The organism is Paucimonas lemoignei (genome assembly GCF_004342585.1).
GTDB lineage: Bacteria > Pseudomonadota > Gammaproteobacteria > Burkholderiales > Burkholderiaceae_D > Paucimonas > Paucimonas lemoignei.
On record NZ_SLZQ01000010.1, the window covers coordinates 25,520 to 39,238 of the forward strand.

The window sequence follows — 13,719 nt, forward strand, 5'->3', positions numbered from 1 at the left end:
CGTCGTTTGATTTCTTACTCCGTCAGCAGGTCGGCTACGGCATTGATGACGTCCTCGACCGTGCGCACGGTCTTGAACATTTCCGGCGACAAGCGTTTGCCGGTCAATTCCTTCAATTTGACGGCCAGGTCGACCGCATCGATGCTGTCGATATCGAGATCGGTGTACAGATTGGATTGCGGGGTGATCGCCGCCTTGTCGATTTCAAACATCTCGTGCAAGGTATCGACGATCCATGCTTGGATCTCATCCCGGCTCATGGTGGTGCTCGGCGCAGACATTTCCTTATCCCCCGTTGATTATTTGTTGCGATGTTCGGTGATCAGCGCGCAGAGCGCGCTTACCGACTTGAAGTGGCGGCGCGTTTCTTCCGAATCGGCGGATAGCGAAATGCCATAACGCTTTTGCAGGGCCACGCCCAATTCCAGCGCATCGATCGAATCCAGCCCGAGGCCTTCGATAAACAAAGGCGCATCCGTATCGATGTCCGCCGGCGTGATGTCTTCCAGTTGCAGGGCATCGATGATGAGCTGCTTTACTTCTTGTTCAAGCGATTGCATGGCGTTGGTTTTCCTCGGCAAAATAGTTTTGCAAATAATCGGTCAGGCGGCGTGCCGCGAGTGTTTCATTGTTGGCGGTTGCAACAAAAGGCGCGACCTTGACGTCTTCCCTTACTTCGATGACAAAATGCATGCGCCGAGGCGGCACCTGCCACCACTTTTCGCCTTTGCCCAGCGTCGGCGGGGTGCAGCGGATGGTCACCGGCGTCAGGTCCCGCAAGCCGCGTACGGCGATATTCGATGCCCCGCGCCTGAACGGATGCAGGCCATGGCGCGGACTGCGTGTCCCTTCCGGGAAAATGATCAGGTTACTGCCATCCGCCAGGGTGGCGATGCAATCATCCACCAGGTCGGGGCCATTCTCATTCTTGATATAGCCAGCAGCCCGCACTGGCCCATGCGTAAATGGATTGCTCCACAAGCCGCTTTTGACGATGCAATTGGCATGCTTCACGAATGCCATCAGAAATACCGTATCCAGCAGCGTCGGATGGTTGGCGATAACGAGCAAGCCCGCGCGCTCCAGCCGCTCCAGCCCCTTGATCTCATAACGCAGCACGCCCATGACGCGCATCATTTCGATAAACGCGCGAAATGTCAGCCGGATGACATTGCGGGATACCAGCGTGCGCTGCTGCTGGTCCCTGAAAAACACACTGATGATCGGGAATACCGCCACGCGCAGCACCAGCCCGCCCAGGCCAAAGGCGGCAAAGCTCAAGCCCGTCGTCAGCACGCGCACAGAACGTTCAAGACGATTAACGACCATGTCGCGTCCATTGCCAGGATTGCTTGCCGCAGAGGCGCTTCATGCTTTGCTCCCGCCGCAAGAAAAAGCGCAGAATTTCCAGACTGGTTGTTGTCATTTCATTTCCGCTTGGCGTCCCAGTTGGCGCGTCCCATGACAGGGCAATCACATCCTGCTGTGGCGGCTCGATCAGCCAGGCCCATGCAAACGGGTGAGTATCCTCATCCTGAAAACTTGCATACACGGCCGGCAACGGGCAATCGTATACAACGAGCAGCACCGCCTGTTCGCCATCTGCCAGCAAACCGCAGGCCTCGATCAGCGCATGCTCGACACTGGCATGGCCGCCACTCAAGGCAATATGGCTAGCCTTGTCGCCACGCGCCATGGAAAACATCCCGCCAATGGCATTGTGGACCGACAATCCGAAAGAGGTGGGAGAGAGCGGCTCGCCTTGTGCCAGGTTGCGCAATAACTCCACCGAGCGCGATACCTCCCCATGACGGGAGCAAAACAGTGTCGGGATGTCGCGGCGCTCGCCCAGACATTCATAGGCAACCTCGAGCGCCATCTTTCCGAGGAGTCCCAGGCGCCGACGTTGCATGGCCGGCATTACGCGCAATGCCGGCTCCGAATCCGTGCGCGTTACAGGCTGGCCGAGTGCCCAGTCCTGCCACGCCTCGCGTGTTTCAATGCCGGGGGCCCAGGCAGCGTTGCTGGTAATGGAAAACTCGATCGCGGAACGCATAAACCCCAGGAAAAATCTTGCCGTAACAGATTCTAATTATAGCGGCTTGATTTGGCGCAACGCGAGAGACTGTTGTCAACATCTAAAGAGTTTTTGAATCATGGTCCGTCTGATGCCGTAACTTGTTGTGTTTTTGTAGTATGAGCGCGACGGTAATTGAATGGCTGCCAAGATCCTGCCCTGCTTTTCTACTCTATATGAAGTTAGATAAGGTGAAAAAAAAAGCGGTGCAGGCCAATCCGATATTAAATTATCGGTCATACATATATATGTGAGCGAGGCAAACCCGCGCTGCTCAACGTGAGAAGTGCTGTATCAATTCCGTCGCATTGCTTGAATTGCGTAATGGCAAATGTTTGACTGGAGTTTATGAATCCACTTATAATCCCGAGGCTTCACTGAACCGCTCTCCGAATTAAAAAACGCTTACGCGCTAGCACCATTTGCGCGATGCGACGAATTAGGCCTGTATGCAGCGCGTCTTACTTTTGCAACTTGCCGCTACAGTTCTCACGGCAATCATCGCCGGTGCCATAGGAGGGGAGGCGGCGCTTATCTCTGCGCTGCTGGGTGGGATGTGCTGCGTGGTCCCGAACGGCTTGTTTGCTTGGCGCTTGGCTGTCAATGCGCGCAAACCCGGCGGCGCCAGTCCGATAGTGTTTTTCATCGGCGAATTTATCAAGATTGGAATGACGATTGCGTTGTTGTACGCAGTGGTCTTGCTGTATCGCGATGTGAATTGGCTGGCGCTGCTCGCTGCCTTCATCGTGGCACTGAAAAGTTACATCATCTTATTATTTAGGCACTGACATGTCATCTTCTGCTACGCCAACTGCTTCCGAGTACATTGTCCACCACCTAGGGCACCTCAATAATACGCATCACGCACAGAAGAATATCGTCGACTTCTCGATCATCAACTACGACACGCTGTTCTGGTCGATCCTGGTTGGTGTGCTCGGCTGCTTCTTCATGTATCGTGCCGCACGCAAGGCTACTGCCGGCGTGCCGGGCCGCTTCCAGGCTTTTGTCGAGATCATCGTCGAGATGGTCGAAGACCAATCCAAATCCATCGTGCATGGCAACCGCACTTTCATCGCTCCGCTGGCCCTGACCGTGTTCGTCTGGGTCGCCCTGATGAACTCGCTGGACTTCCTGCCGGTCGACCTGTTCTCGCAAGCTTTTCATTACCTCGGCCTGGGCGAAGTGTTCCCGTATCACCGCGTGGTGCCGACCGCCGACCTGAATGGCACCATCGGCATGTCCCTGGGCGTGCTGGCGCTGTCGCTTTACTACGGCATCAAGGTCAAGGGCTTGGGCGGCTGGTTGCATGAGCTGTTCGCCGCGCCGTTCGGCATCTGGCTGGCGCCGTTCAACTTCCTGTTGAACCTGGTGGAATATGCCGCCAAGACTGTGTCGCTGGGTATGCGACTGTTCGGCAACATGTATGCCGGCGAATTGATTTTCCTTCTGATTGCGCTGCTGGGCTCGACGGCTACCGTCTTCGGCTTCGTCGGCCATGTGATCGCCGGCTCCATGTGGGCGATCTTCCACATCCTGATCGTTCTTCTGCAAGCCTTCATCTTCATGATGCTGACCCTGGTGTACATCGGTCAGGCGCATGAAGGCCACTGATACGACCAGGAGAAAATTCAGGATCCAGCAGTACCGAAGTTTTAATTTTTGGCTTTAACTTTTATTTTTAACTTAACCTTCTAAAGGAACTCTCATGACCGACCTCTCTTTCGTTGCCCTGACCTGCGGTTTGATCATCAGCCTGGGCGCTATCGGCGCTTGCATCGGCATCGCAATCATGGGTGGTAAGTACCTCGAAGCTTCGGCTCGCCAGCCTGAACTGATGAACGCTCTGCAAACCAAGATGTTCCTGTTGGCTGGTCTGATCGACGCTGCGTTCCTGATCGGTGTTGGTATCGCCATGCTGTTCGCCTTCGCAAACCCGTTCGTTGCCCGCGTCGCAGGCTAATCGGCCACGAGCCAATTCTCAACGGCCGAACCTAGTCGTTCGGCATTTGTTTATTTGAGAAGGAAAATACCGTGAACTTAAATGCAACGTTGTTTGCACAGTTCGTGGTCTTCTTCATCCTCGCTTGGTTCACGATGAAATTCGTGTGGCCGCCGTTGATGAAAGCGCTCGATGAGCGCGCTGAGAAGATCGCGAACGGCCTGGCTGCCGCAGAAAAAGGCAAGGCTGAAATGGCTGCCGCTGAAAAACGCGTGCAAGCTGAACTGGCTACCGCCAAGGATGAAGGCCTGAAGCGCATCGCTGACGCTGAAAAGCGTGCTGCAGCGATCGTCGAAGAAGCCAAGAAGACCGCCTCCGACGAAGCTGCCCGCATTATCGCGGCCGCCAAGGCAGATGCGGAACAGCAGGTAACCCAAGCGCGTGAAACGCTGCGCGGCCAAGTGGCGACCCTTGCGGTTGCCGGCGCCGAACAGATCCTGCGTCGCGAGGTGAATGCAGCGGCTCACGCCGACCTGCTGAACCAATTGAAGGCCGAGCTGTAATCATGGCAGAACTCGCAACGATCGCTCGTCCTTATGCAGAAGCCCTGTTCCGCGTGGCCAAGGCCGGCAACCTCGCCGCCTGGTCGGAACTGGTGTCCGAAATGGCGCAAGTCGCTGGCAATCCTGACGTTCAGGAATTCGTCAGCAACCCGAAACTGACCGATGCCCAGGTTGTCGAAACCTTCCTGTCGCTGATCAAGTCCCCGGTCAGCCCGGAAGCCAGGAACTTTGTCAGTGCGCTGGTCGAAAACGGCCGCCTGGCCGCCTTGCCGGAAATCGGCGTGCAATTCGAGGCATTGAAAAATGCCGCGGAAGGCGCCGCCGATGCGCACATCACGAGCGCGTTCGAGTTGAGCGACGCGCAGGTGAAGGAACTGGTGGCTGCGCTGGAAAAGAAATTCGGCCGCAAGCTCATTCCTTCGGTAACTGTCGACAATTCGCTGATCGGCGGAGTGCGCGTGACCGTGGAAGATGAAGTGCTGGACACCTCGGTGCGCGCCAAGCTGCAAAAAATGCACACAGCCCTGGTGTCGTGATCGGCTTAACGCCCACGACCGCCAGGCACAGTGAAAAATATTAGGAGTTAACATGCAACTCAATCCGTCTGAAATCAGCGAACTGCTCAAGAGCCGCATCCAGGGTCTTGGCGAAAGCGCTGAGATCCGCAATCAGGGCACGGTTATTTCCGTGACCGACGGCATCGTCCGCATCCACGGCTTGTCCGATGCGATGCAAGGCGAAATGCTGGAATTCCCGGGCAACACCTTCGGCCTCGCGCTGAACCTCGAGCGCGACTCCGTCGGCGCCGTTATCCTGGGCCCGTACGAACACATTTCCGAAGGCGATACCGTCAAGACCACCGGCCGCATCCTGGAAGTGCCGATCGGTCCGGAACTGCGTGGCCGCGTGGTGAACGCGCTGGGTCAGCCGATCGACGGCAAGGGCCCGGTCAATACCAAGCTGACCGCGCCGATCGAAAAGATTGCGCCGGGTGTTATCGCGCGTCAGTCCGTGTCGCAGCCGATGCAAACCGGCCTGAAATCGATCGACGCCATGGTGCCGATCGGTCGTGGCCAGCGCGAGCTGATCATCGGTGACCGTCAAACCGGTAAGTCTGCCGTTGCGATTGATACCATCATCAATCAAAAAGGTCAGAACATGACCTGTATCTATGTCGCTATCGGCCAGAAGGCATCCACGGTGAAGAACCTGGTGCGCGCTCTCGAAGAACATGGCGCCATGGAATACACCATCGTCGTTGCCGCCAACGCTTCCGAATCCGCAGCGATGCAATACGTTGCCGCCTACTCCGGTTGCGCCATGGGCGAATACTTCCGTGATCGCGGCGAAGATGCCCTGATCATTTATGACGATCTGTCCAAGCAAGCCGTGGCTTACCGTCAGGTTTCCCTGCTGCTGCGCCGTCCGCCGGGCCGTGAAGCGTTCCCGGGCGACGTGTTCTATCTCCACTCCCGTCTGCTGGAGCGCGCAGCCCGCGTGAACCCGGACTACGTCGAGAAGTTCACCAATGGCGAAGTCAAGGGCAAGACCGGTTCGCTGACCGCGCTGCCGATCATCGAAACCCAAGCTGGTGACGTGTCCGCGTTCGTTCCGACCAACGTGATTTCGATTACCGACGGTCAGATCTTCCTGGAAACCTCGCTGTTCAACGCCGGTATCCGTCCTGCGATTAATGCCGGTATCTCGGTGTCCCGCGTTGGTGGTGCTGCCCAGACCAAGGTTATCAAGAACCTGTCCGGCGGTATCCGTACCGACTTGGCGCAGTATCGTGAATTGGCTGCGTTCGCGCAGTTCGCTTCTGACCTCGACGAAGCCACCCGCAAGCAGCTCGACCGAGGTGCCCGCGTGACCGAATTGCTCAAGCAGAAGCAATACTCGCCGCTGCCGGTTTCGCTGATGGCCGTGTCGCTGTTCGCCGTGAACAAGGGTTACTTCGACAGCATCGACGTCAAGCAAGTGTTGGCATTCGAAGCCGGTCTGCATAACTTCATGAAGATCAGCCACGGTGCACTGTTGCAGAAGATTGAAGATACCAAGCAACTCGATAAAGACGGCGAAGCAGCATTGGCCGCCGCGATTGCCGACTTCAAGAAAACTTTCTGAACCCACAGCTAGAAGGAGTAACCCCTCATGGCTGCAGGAAAAGAGATACGCGGCAAGATCAAGAGCGTAGAGAATACGAAGAAGATCACCAAGGCGATGGAAATGGTCGCCGCATCCAAAATGCGCAAGGCGCAGGACCGGATGCGGTCGGCTCGTCCCTACAGTGAAAAGGTTCGGAATATCGCCGCTAACTTGTCGCAGGCTAATCCGGAGTACACGCACCCGTTCCTGGTCAAGCAGGAAGGCGCCAAGGCGATTGGTCTTATCGTTGTCACGACCGACAAGGGTCTGTGCGGCGGTATGAACACCAACGTCTTGCGTCTGGCGACCAACAAGATCCGCGAAGCCGAAGGTCAAGGTGTCCAGGTTCAGGCCGTTGCCATCGGCAACAAGGGCCTGGGCTTTTTGAATCGTGTCGGCGCGAAGGTCGTGTCGCAGGCGACTCAATTGGGCGACACCCCGCACCTGGAAAAGCTGATTGGCCCGGTCAAGGTCCTGCTGGATGCTTACCAGGAAGGCAAGCTCGACGCTGTCTACGTGTGCTACACCAAGTTCATCACGACGATGAAGCAGGAAGCGATCATGGATCAACTCTTGCCGCTGTCGTCGGACCGCATGAAGGCTGATAAAGGATCCCACGCATGGGATTACATCTATGAGCCAGAAGCTGCGGTCGTGATTGATGAGCTGCTGGTGCGCTACGTGGAAGCGCTGATCTACCAGGCCCTCGCAGAGAATATGGCGTCCGAGCAGTCGGCGCGCATGGTGGCGATGAAGTCGGCTTCCGACAATGCCGGTAACGTGATCAAGGAATTGAAGCTGGTCTACAACAAGACCCGCCAGGCCGCGATTACTACCGAGCTGTCCGAAATCGTCGCTGGTGCGGCTGCGGTTTAACGCGTGCTTCGCTCAACGGATTATCGAATTTAAATTTAATATTGAAGGAACGAAAATGGCTGAAGGCAAAATCGTTCAGTGTATCGGCGCCGTGGTGGACGTGGAATTCCCCCGCAATGCAATGCCCAAGGTGTACGATGCTTTGAAAATGGAAGGCTCCGAGCTGACCCTGGAAGTGCAGCAGCAGTTGGGCGACGGCGTTGTCCGTACCATCGCGCTGGGCTCCTCCGACGGTCTGCGTCGCGGCATGACGATCACCAACACCGGCGCCCCGATCACCGTGCCGGTTGGCGCTGCTACCCTGGGTCGCATCATGGACGTGCTGGGCAACCCGATCGATGAAGTCGGTCCTGTCGCTCAAACCCAAACCGCCTCGATTCACCGCAAGGCTCCGGCTTACGACGAGCTGAGCCCGTCGCAAGACCTGCTGGAAACCGGCATCAAGGTTATCGACCTGGTGTGCCCGTTCGCCAAGGGCGGTAAGGTTGGCCTGTTCGGCGGCGCCGGTGTGGGCAAGACCGTGAACATGATGGAACTCATCAACAACATCGCCAAGGCGCACTCGGGTCTGTCCGTGTTCGCCGGCGTGGGTGAGCGTACCCGTGAAGGTAACGACTTCTATCACGAAATGATCGAAGCCGGCGTCGTCAACACTGAAGACTTCACCAAGTCGAAAGTGGCGATGGTGTATGGCCAGATGAACGAGCCGCCGGGCAACCGTCTGCGCGTGGCGCTGACCGGTCTGACGATCGCTGAATCGTTCCGTGACGAAGGCCGTGACGTGCTGTTCTTCGTCGATAACATCTACCGTTACACCTTGGCCGGTACCGAAGTGTCCGCGCTGCTGGGCCGTATGCCTTCCGCCGTGGGCTATCAGCCGACGCTGGCTGAAGAAATGGGCCGCCTGCAAGAGCGTATTACCTCGACCAAGGTTGGTTCGATCACCTCGATCCAGGCCGTGTACGTCCCTGCGGATGACTTGACCGACCCGTCGCCGGCAACCACCTTTGCTCACTTGGACTCGACCGTGGTTCTGTCCCGTGACATCGCTGCTCTGGGTATTTACCCGGCCGTGGATCCGCTGGATTCGACCTCGCGTCAGCTGGACCCGAACGTGGTCGGCGCCGAGCACTACGAAACCGCTCGCGCCGTGCAAGGCACGCTGCAGCGCTACAAGGAACTGCGTGACATTATCGCGATTCTGGGCATGGACGAACTGGCACCGGAAGACAAGCTGGTGGTGGCACGCGCTCGTAAGATGCAGCGTTTCCTGTCGCAGCCGTTCCACGTCGCTGAAGTGTTTACCGGTTCCCCGGGCAAGTACGTTTCGCTGAAAGACACGATCAAGGGCTTCAAGATGATCGCTTCCGGCGAACTGGATCACCTGCCGGAACAAGCCTTCTACATGGTCGGCACCATCGACGAAGCGATCGAAAAAGGTCGCAAGATGGCCGAGGAAGTCAAAAAGGCTGCCTAAATCGCTAGGCGGTGAATCGTGAAAACGCTTCGCCGCCTCGATCCGACGAACGTATAAGGTTCCAACATGGCAAACACTATTCACGTTGACGTGGTTTCCGCTGAAGAGCAAATCTTCTCCGGCGAAGCCGAATTCGTCGCGTTGCCGGGTGAAGCAGGCGAGCTGGGCATCTATCCGATGCACACCCCGCTGATCACTCGCATCAAGCCGGGTGCGGTGCGCATCAAGGTCGGCAACCAAGCCCAGGAAGAGCTGGTCTTCGTCGCCGGCGGCATTCTTGAAGTGCAGCCGAACGCGGTGACGGTTCTGGCCGACACCGCTATCCGCGGCGCCGACCTCGACGAAGCCAAAGCTGCCGAAGCCAAGAAAATGGCCGAGGAAGCGCTGGCCAACAAGGATTCGAAGATTGATTACGCCCAGGCGCAAGCAGAACTGGCTCAGGCCATCGCGCAACTGGCGGCAATCCAGAAACTGCGTCAAAAGCGTTAAGCAACACTAAGCGAGATTCGCTTGCAGCAAAAGGCAGCTTCGGCTGCCTTTTGTTTTTATGCGGCGGCGCTCAGCCCGTATGCACTTATCGCATCAATATCGCTGCGTGCCAGTGGCTTCAAGCAAAACCGATTTTCTCGTTAGCTCGCGACATTTCCTCTTCAATCGCACTGCTTGGGCGATAATAGCGGGTTAGTCCATTCATTTCATCGAATCCATGTCCAGCTCATTCGCGCCTCTCAAGAACGATACCTTCCTGCGTGCCTTGTTGCGCCAGCCGACCGACTATACGCCGTTATGGCTGATGCGCCAGGCAGGCCGTTATCTGCCTGAATACAATGCCACGCGCAAGCGCGCCGGCTCCTTCCTGGGCCTGGCAAAGAATCCCGGCTTCGCCACCGAAGTGACATTGCAGCCGCTCGACCGCTTTGCGCTGGATGCCGCCATTCTGTTCTCGGATATTCTGACCGTACCGGACGCCATGGGGCTGGGACTTTATTTTGCCGAAGGCGAGGGCCCCAAGTTCGAGCGTCCGCTCCGCGATGAAGCGGCCGTGCACGCCTTGCGCGCACCGGATCTCGGCGAGTTGCAATATGTCTTCGACGCCGTCACGCAAATCCGCACGGCGCTGGCCGGCCGCGTGCCGTTGATCGGTTTTTCCGGCAGCCCGTGGACCCTCGCCTGCTACATGGTCGAAGGCGGAGGATCGGACGACTTCCGTACCATCAAGACGATGCTTTACCAGCGTCCCGACCTGATCCACCATATCCTGAAAATCAACGCCCAGGCAGTGACGGCCTATCTCAACGCACAGATCGACGCCGGCGCCCAGGCCGTGATGGTGTTCGATACGTGGGGCGGCGTGCTCGCAGACGGCGCATACCAGGACTTTTCGCTGGCGTACCTGCGTGAGGTGATCAACGGGCTCAAGCGCGAACACAATGGGGTACGGATTCCTTCGATCGTCTTTACCAAGGGCGGTGGCCTGTGGCTGGAGCAAATCGCCTCGATCGGCGCCGACGCCGTCGGTCTGGACTGGACCGTCAATCTCGGCCAGGCACGCGCCCGTGTCGGGCATCAGGTCGCTTTGCAAGGCAATCTCGACCCTGCGGTGCTGTTCGCCAAACCGGAACAGATCGAAGCCGAAGTGAGCAGGCTGCTGCAATCCTTCGGCACGCCGGGTAATGGTCATGTCTTTAACCTTGGCCACGGCATTTCGCAATTCACGCCGCCGGAGTCCGTGGCAGTCCTGGTCGATGCGGTCCACAAGCATAGCCGCCAACTTCGTCAAGCAGGTTAAGTCCATAGAACAACATTGCGCGTAAGTAACTAGTTTGGGAAAAAACAAGGACTTATTCACAAAAAGTGTGCAAATTTCTGTATATAAAAAATTTTTTTAAATAAATGACTTTTCGCAAGGCAATTTCTGTAACTCCTTGATTTTATTGATGCTCGATTTTCCTCTGCTATGTAGGAAATTTCCTAGAAACAGAGAAAATACGCGGGTTTCAGCCTGTCAAGAGGCGATTGTCCACAAAGTTATCCACAGAAGATGTGGATAGAATGAAAAAGTCTTTATAAGACACATACTTAGGTGAAAATCTTCAGAACTTTCTTGTTGTAGCCTGCAGTAAATGCCATGGGGCAACGCTTGACGACATGAATACTTTTTGATCTGAAGCATCGCTAAAAAGTGCTATTAGCCGGAACTTATTCACAAGGTTGAACTGGTGCAAAGCAGCAAACAATTTTTGATTTAAAAAATTTCTCAAATCAAATACAAAAACTTAAGTATTTGAATTTAAAGGGAAAAATTTTTGCTCGTCGAATAGGCATTTTATTGAAACCCGCATAAATACTGGCATTTGCGGCTGTCAAGAGGGCCTTGTCCACAAAGTTATCCACAATAACTGTGGATAGCTGAAAAAATGCTTATGAAACCTATGCTTAGCAAAATTATTAAAGATTTACTTTAATTGCGTGGAACACTGCATTCTCAAAATCGCGCTGGATTCGCCACTCGACAGCCTGTTCGATTACCAGTGGAAACTTCAGGATGAAACGGTGCCACTTCCACGGCCGGGACAACTGGCCATCGTGCCGTTTGGCCGCCGCGAAGTCGTGGGAATCATCGTGGCGGTGAGCGACCATAGCGATTTGCCTGCGGAAAAACTGAGAGAGGCGCTTGCCGTGCATGTGCAAGTGCCGCCTTTGTCTCGCGAGTGGCTGGACTTGTGCCGTTTTGCGGCCGATTATTACCACCGCCCGCTCGGCGAAGTCGCTATTCCAGGCTTGCCGAAAAACCTCCGTACCACCAAGACGACAGCGCTCGACAAAGCCTTGGCAAAGCTCGCCAGGCCCGCAGATGTCGCTTTGCCGAGGCTCCGCAAAGCTGCGCGCGCACGCGGACGCAACGCTGCAATAACTACCCCGGTCGAATCGCCGGCCCAGGCGGAAGCAGCGGTTGAAGTCGCCGAGCCGGCCGCGCTTGCCAGCCCGGTATTCTGGTCTGCCACACCGAACCTGAATGCCGCACAAGAGCAAGCCGTCGCAAGCATCGCCGAAACAATGGGCTTTACTCCCTACCTGTTGTTCGGCGTGACCGGCAGCGGCAAGACGGAAGTCTATCTGCAAGCGGCGGCACGCATTTTCGCTCAGGCGCACAGTGAAGGCCCGCCGGCTCAGGTCTTGATCCTCGTTCCAGAGATCAACCTGACGCCGCAATGGCTGGCTAACGTGCAAGCGCGCTTCCCGCACTTGACCATCGCCTTGTTGCATAGCGGGCTTGCGGAAGGCGAGCGCTTGACGCATTGGCTGGCGGCGCATTACGGCCGGGCGCAAATCGTTCTGGGCACGCGGCTGGCAATCCTGGCGTCGCTGCCGAACCTGAAACTGATCGTGGTCGACGAGGAACACGATCCTTCATATAAGCAGCAGGAGGGCTTGCGCTATTCCGCCCGCGACCTGGCGGTATGGCGCGCTCACCAGCTGGGCATCCCGGTCGTGCTGGGGTCGGCCACGCCTTCGCTGGAATCCTGGCAGCATGTGCAATCCGGCCGCTACAAAAAGCTCGAATTGCGCGAGCGCGCCGTGCCTGATGCCGTGCTGCCCAAGGTACGCATGATCGATATGGAGCGCGACAGGCCGACCGGCGGCATGACCTCTTCCCTCATCAAGGCGGTCAGGCTGCGCCTGGAATGCGGCGAACAATCGCTCCTGTTTTTGAACCGGCGCGGCTATGCACCGGTGATGGCATGCGAAGCCTGCGGATGGATCAGCAACTGCGCCCATTGCAGCGCATTCATGGTGTTGCATAAGCTGGACCGCAAGCTGCGTTGCCACCACTGCAGCAATGAAATGCGGATCCCGCGCAATTGCCCCACCTGCGGCAATATCGACCTGCAGCCGATCGGCCGCGGCACCCAGCGCGTCGAAGAAAGCCTGCAGCAGCTATTTCCTGCTGCGCGCATCCAGCGCATCGATGCCGATTCCACTCGCCTCAAGGGCAGCGCACAAGCCGCATTCGATGCCGTGCACCGGGGAGAGGTCGATATTCTCATCGGCACGCAAATGGTGGCCAAGGGCCATGACTTTCAAAACCTCACCCTGGTCGGCGTGCTCAATCCGGATACGGCATTGTTTTCGCAGGATTACCGCGCCGCCGAACGCCTGTTCGCCCAATTGATGCAGGTGGCCGGACGCGCGGGGCGCCGGGCGCAGAAGGAAGATGGCAATCCCAGCGAAGTCTGGATCCAGACGCGCTATCCTCAACATCCCTTGTATGCCGCCTTGCGTGCGCATGACTATGAGCGCTTTGCGGACGTGCAGCTGCAAGACCGCGTGCAAGCCGGTTTGCCACCCTTTATTTACCAGGCGCTGATGCGGGCCGAAGCGCGGGAATTGCAAACCGCGCTGGAATTCCTGGAAGCGGCGCGCTCATCTATGGATTTGCCGCCCGAAGTGATTCTCCATGACCCGATTCCCATGGCAATGACAAGAGTGGCCAATGTCGAGCGGGCGCAATTGCTCATCGAATCAACGTCGAGGGTGGCCTTGCAGGCTTATTTGACGGCATGGCTGCCGGTATTGCGGGAAATAAAACCCCGCATCAAATGGTCACTGGAAGTGGACCCGCAAGATATTTAAGTCT

At 56.8% G+C, this 13,719-nt stretch carries 15 protein-coding genes; 11 read left to right on the top strand and 4 right to left on the bottom strand.

The features are described 5' to 3' along the window. Positions 1 to 14: 14 nt before the first annotated feature. From EDC30_RS14500 to EDC30_RS14515, 4 genes are read right to left on the bottom strand one after another with little or no spacing between them, the layout of a single operon-like run. Complete coding sequence (locus EDC30_RS14500; protein ID WP_243656800.1) at positions 15 to 281, bottom strand: acyl carrier protein; 267 nt, start codon at positions 279 to 281, stop codon at positions 15 to 17. A gap of 18 nt (positions 282 to 299) precedes the next feature. Then, on the bottom strand, positions 300 to 560 hold the full coding sequence (locus EDC30_RS14505) for a phosphopantetheine-binding protein (RefSeq protein WP_132259572.1): 261 nt from the start codon (positions 558 to 560) through the stop codon (positions 300 to 302). After that, complete coding sequence (locus EDC30_RS14510; RefSeq protein WP_132259573.1) at positions 547 to 1,329, bottom strand: lysophospholipid acyltransferase family protein; 783 nt, start codon at positions 1,327 to 1,329, stop codon at positions 547 to 549. The genes EDC30_RS14505 and EDC30_RS14510 overlap by 14 nt, the downstream gene beginning before the upstream one ends. Next, complete coding sequence (locus tag EDC30_RS14515; RefSeq protein ID WP_132259574.1) at positions 1,319 to 2,056, bottom strand: beta-ketoacyl synthase chain length factor; 738 nt, start codon at positions 2,054 to 2,056, stop codon at positions 1,319 to 1,321. The genes EDC30_RS14510 and EDC30_RS14515 overlap by 11 nt, the downstream gene beginning before the upstream one ends. 470 nt (positions 2,057 to 2,526) lie before the next feature. Between EDC30_RS14515 and EDC30_RS14520 the strand changes: the two genes are divergently transcribed. The 11 genes from EDC30_RS14520 (at position 2,527) to EDC30_RS14570 (ending at position 13,715) form a co-directional block, all read left to right on the top strand. Continuing rightward, positions 2,527 to 2,865: an ATP synthase subunit I gene (locus EDC30_RS14520; protein ID WP_132259575.1), complete on the top strand. Its 339-nt coding sequence runs from the start codon at positions 2,527 to 2,529 to the stop codon at positions 2,863 to 2,865. A gap of 1 nt (position 2,866) precedes the next feature. Continuing rightward, on the top strand, positions 2,867 to 3,691 hold the full coding sequence (gene atpB, locus EDC30_RS14525; RefSeq protein WP_132259576.1) for a F0F1 ATP synthase subunit A: 825 nt from the start codon (positions 2,867 to 2,869) through the stop codon (positions 3,689 to 3,691). Between the two features lie 94 nt (positions 3,692 to 3,785). After that, entirely contained in the window at positions 3,786 to 4,040 is a 255-nt protein-coding gene (atpE, locus tag EDC30_RS14530; RefSeq protein WP_132259577.1) for a F0F1 ATP synthase subunit C, read from the top strand. Between the two features lie 71 nt (positions 4,041 to 4,111). Then, positions 4,112 to 4,582 (top strand): F0F1 ATP synthase subunit B, encoded by a 471-nt coding sequence (locus tag EDC30_RS14535; protein WP_132259578.1) that lies wholly within the window; start codon positions 4,112 to 4,114, stop codon positions 4,580 to 4,582. Between the two features lie 2 nt (positions 4,583 to 4,584). Beyond that, a complete protein-coding gene (locus EDC30_RS14540) occupies positions 4,585 to 5,118 on the top strand; it encodes a F0F1 ATP synthase subunit delta (RefSeq protein WP_132259579.1) in 534 nt (177 codons plus the stop codon). Positions 5,119 to 5,170: 52 nt separating this feature from the next. Next, positions 5,171 to 6,706, top strand: coding sequence for a F0F1 ATP synthase subunit alpha (gene atpA, locus EDC30_RS14545; protein ID WP_132259580.1), 1,536 nt, complete (start codon positions 5,171 to 5,173; stop codon positions 6,704 to 6,706). A gap of 27 nt (positions 6,707 to 6,733) precedes the next feature. Continuing rightward, positions 6,734 to 7,603, top strand: coding sequence for a F0F1 ATP synthase subunit gamma (atpG, locus tag EDC30_RS14550; RefSeq protein WP_132259581.1), 870 nt, complete (start codon positions 6,734 to 6,736; stop codon positions 7,601 to 7,603). Between the two features lie 55 nt (positions 7,604 to 7,658). After that, positions 7,659 to 9,080, top strand: coding sequence for a F0F1 ATP synthase subunit beta (gene atpD / locus EDC30_RS14555; protein ID WP_132259582.1), 1,422 nt, complete (start codon positions 7,659 to 7,661; stop codon positions 9,078 to 9,080). A 66-nt stretch (positions 9,081 to 9,146) separates the two neighbouring features. Beyond that, complete coding sequence (locus EDC30_RS14560; protein WP_132259583.1) at positions 9,147 to 9,569, top strand: F0F1 ATP synthase subunit epsilon; 423 nt, start codon at positions 9,147 to 9,149, stop codon at positions 9,567 to 9,569. Between the two features lie 217 nt (positions 9,570 to 9,786). Beyond that, positions 9,787 to 10,869, top strand: a complete 1,083-nt coding sequence (gene hemE, locus EDC30_RS14565; protein ID WP_132259584.1) for a uroporphyrinogen decarboxylase — start codon at positions 9,787 to 9,789, stop codon at positions 10,867 to 10,869. Positions 10,870 to 11,549: 680 nt separating this feature from the next. Continuing rightward, on the top strand, positions 11,550 to 13,715 hold the full coding sequence (locus tag EDC30_RS14570; RefSeq protein WP_132259585.1) for a primosomal protein N': 2,166 nt from the start codon (positions 11,550 to 11,552) through the stop codon (positions 13,713 to 13,715). Positions 13,716 to 13,719: the final 4 nt, after the last annotated feature.

Coding starts and splice junctions, on each gene's coding strand:
- EDC30_RS14500 (WP_243656800.1), bottom strand. CDS start 281: ATGTCTGCGCCGAGCACCACCATGAGCCGGGATGAGATCCAAGCATGG.
- EDC30_RS14505 (WP_132259572.1), bottom strand. CDS start 560: ATGCAATCGCTTGAACAAGAAGTAAAGCAGCTCATCATCGATGCCCTG.
- EDC30_RS14510 (WP_132259573.1), bottom strand. CDS start 1,329: ATGGTCGTTAATCGTCTTGAACGTTCTGTGCGCGTGCTGACGACGGGC.
- EDC30_RS14515 (WP_132259574.1), bottom strand. CDS start 2,056: ATGCGTTCCGCGATCGAGTTTTCCATTACCAGCAACGCTGCCTGGGCC.
- EDC30_RS14520 (WP_132259575.1), top strand. CDS start 2,527: ATGCAGCGCGTCTTACTTTTGCAACTTGCCGCTACAGTTCTCACGGCA.
- atpB (WP_132259576.1), top strand. CDS start 2,867: ATGTCATCTTCTGCTACGCCAACTGCTTCCGAGTACATTGTCCACCAC.
- atpE (WP_132259577.1), top strand. CDS start 3,786: ATGACCGACCTCTCTTTCGTTGCCCTGACCTGCGGTTTGATCATCAGC.
- EDC30_RS14540 (WP_132259579.1), top strand. CDS start 4,585: ATGGCAGAACTCGCAACGATCGCTCGTCCTTATGCAGAAGCCCTGTTC.
- atpA (WP_132259580.1), top strand. CDS start 5,171: ATGCAACTCAATCCGTCTGAAATCAGCGAACTGCTCAAGAGCCGCATC.
- atpG (WP_132259581.1), top strand. CDS start 6,734: ATGGCTGCAGGAAAAGAGATACGCGGCAAGATCAAGAGCGTAGAGAAT.
- atpD (WP_132259582.1), top strand. CDS start 7,659: ATGGCTGAAGGCAAAATCGTTCAGTGTATCGGCGCCGTGGTGGACGTG.
- EDC30_RS14560 (WP_132259583.1), top strand. CDS start 9,147: ATGGCAAACACTATTCACGTTGACGTGGTTTCCGCTGAAGAGCAAATC.
- hemE (WP_132259584.1), top strand. CDS start 9,787: ATGTCCAGCTCATTCGCGCCTCTCAAGAACGATACCTTCCTGCGTGCC.